This window comes from Nonomuraea sp. NPDC001684 (assembly GCF_053596515.1).
Genome location: NZ_JBSFGJ010000788.1, coordinates 1 through 2324 on the forward strand (window position 1 = coordinate 1; position 2324 = coordinate 2324).

Consider the following 2324-nt stretch of genomic DNA (forward strand, 5'->3'; position numbering starts at 1 on the left):
ACCTGGCGACGACGTCGGCGGGCGGTCTGGCCACGCACGCGCCCTCGGCGAGCACCTGACCGCCGGGGCCCAGGCAGACGACGTTCGCTCCGCTTTCGAGCGTGTCGAGGGTGGTCGAGGGGCATTCGTCGGCGGTCGAGGCGATCGCGATGGATCTGCCGTACCAGCCGGCGCCCGCGCACGGGCGTTCCCGTCCGTCGAGGGCCACGCAGTCGCCGGGCCTGAGCAGGCCGCCGCCACCGCCGGGCACGCCGGCGTGCGGGGCCAGGAAGGACCGCACGCAGGCCGTGCGGCCCAGGCCGATGCGCAGCACGTCGTCGGTGTCGTCGGGGCAGTCGGCGGGCCGCGGCGGGTCGTGGGCGATGGCCAGCACCTCGAAGTCGCCGCCGTTGCAGGGGATCAGCGCGTAGCGGTCGGTGACGCAGGCGCCGGGCGTCCAGCGCAGGGTCGGGCGGGTGGCCGCCGGCCCCTCGACCCCGGGACCGGTGATCACGGCTCCGGCCAGGGCGATCAGGGCGACCGACACCGCGGACACGGCGACGGCGAGCCTCGTACCGGTAGCCATCCCAATACTGTGCGTGACGGATCAGTCGGCGCACAAGCGGATTCCGCAAGCGTGTCGGGAAGATCCAGACGCGATGTGCTGCAATCATCGTTGGAGTGGATGTCGTCTCGCTGCTCATCGGACTCGCCCTCGGACTCCTCGTCGGCTTCCTGGTCGCCAGGACCCGCGCGGCGGTACGGGTGGCCGAGGCCGACGCGCGGGCCAGATCGGCCGCCGAGAAGCTGGTCTACGTCGAGGAACAGCTCGCCGAACGGTTCCAGGCCCTGTCCACGCGCGCCCTCGACGTCAACAACGTGCGTTTCCTCGAACTGGCCGAGACCCGGCTGTCGGCCAGCCGCGCCGAGGCCGCCGGCGATCTCGACCAGCGCAGGCAGGCCGTCGAGCACCTGGTCGAGCCGCTGAAGGACGCGCTCGCGCGGGTCGAGTCGCAGCTTCGCGACACCGAGGCCGGGCAGCGGGCGGCGCGGGCGGAGCTGGCCAAGCAGATGGAGTTCGTGCAGCAGAGCAACGAGCAGCTGCGCTCGCAGACGACCGCGCTGGTCAGGGCCCTGCAGCGGCCCGAGGCGCGCGGGCGATGGGGCGAGCTGCAACTGCGCCGGGTGGCCGAGATCGCCGGGATGCAGCGCCACTGCGACTTCGAGGAGCAGGTCGTCGAGGGCGCGATGCGTCCCGACATGGTGATCAGGCTGGCCGGCGGCAAGAACATCGTGGTCGACTCCAAGGTCTCGCTCGCGGCCTACCTGGAGGCGGCCGAGGCGGGCGACGAGTCGCTGGCCACCGTCCGGCTCGACGCGCACGCCAGGCACGTGCGCGAGCACGTCGACCGGCTGGCGGCCAAGGCGTACTGGCAGGGGTTCAACCCCTCGCCGGAGTTCGTGGTGCTGTTCATCCCGGGCGAGGCGTTCCTCGCGCCCGCGCTCGAACGCGACCCCGCGCTGCTGGAGTACGCCATGGCGCGGCGGGTGCACATCGCCACCCCGACGACGCTGATCACGATGCTGCGCACCGCCCACTACGCCTGGCAGCAGGCCGCGCTGAGCGAGAACGCGCGGGCGGTGTTCGAGCTGGGCAAGGAGCTGTACGAGCGGCTGTCGTCCCTCGGCAGGAACGTGGAGTCGCTGGGCAAGGCGCTGACGCGGGCGGTGGAGGCGTACAACAAGTCGGTCGGTTCGCTTGAAAGCCGCGTCCTGGTCACCGCACGCAAACTCCACGATCTGGGCGTCGTGGACGGCGACCTGGACGCCCCGGACATGCTCGAAGGGCTGCCGCGACCCCTGGCCTCGCCCGAACTGCTCGAAACCACGTCTCTGATTTCGCACTCGAACGGTAAGTTGGCAGGCGGGTCGCCGTAAACGGGGGTGGGACAGTGGCAGAGAAGGGCAGGCGTTCTGGCGTCAGGCTGACCGCTCGCGGCGCCATCGCGCTCACCTTGGTCGCCACCCTGGCGGGCTATGTCCTGACCGCGGTGCTCGGCCTGTCCTACCTGGTGGGGGCCGCGTTCGTGGTGTCGAGCCTGCTCGGCGTGCTCCTGGTCAACAAGCGCGAGCTGCTGTCGCTGGTGGTCACGCCGCCGCTGGTGTTCTTCTGCGCGACGCTCTTCGTCGAGCTCGGGCGCGCGTTCGGCTCGGTGTCGATCATGCAGTCGCTGGCCCTCGGCCTGTACGCGGGGTGGTACGTCTGCGCCGCGACGGACGGGTGCGCGCGGCGGCCGGGGAGCGGCTGACCGCGGACATGCTGGGCGCCGCCATGGGCGAGCGGG

At 71.9% G+C, this 2324-nt stretch carries 3 protein-coding genes; 2 read left to right on the top strand and 1 reads right to left on the bottom strand.

Going from position 1 to position 2324, the window contains the following annotated elements:
• Positions 1-565 (bottom strand): hypothetical protein (locus ACWCSD_RS51715; protein WP_449927110.1); only part of this gene is annotated, 565 nt, incomplete at its 3' end.
• Positions 566-660: 95 nt separating this feature from the next.
• On the opposite strand from ACWCSD_RS51715, the gene ACWCSD_RS51720 reads away from it, so the two are divergent.
• Together ACWCSD_RS51720 and ACWCSD_RS51725 are read left to right on the top strand one after the other, a co-directional pair.
• Positions 661-1917: a DNA recombination protein RmuC gene (locus tag ACWCSD_RS51720; protein ID WP_449927112.1), complete on the top strand. Its 1257-nt coding sequence runs from the start codon at positions 661-663 to the stop codon at positions 1915-1917.
• 14 nt (positions 1918-1931) lie between these two features.
• The gene (locus tag ACWCSD_RS51725) at positions 1932-2288 is read left to right on the top strand and encodes a DUF6542 domain-containing protein (protein ID WP_449927115.1); all 357 of its coding nucleotides are present in this window, start codon (positions 1932-1934) and stop codon (positions 2286-2288) included.
• Positions 2289-2324: the final 36 nt, after the last annotated feature.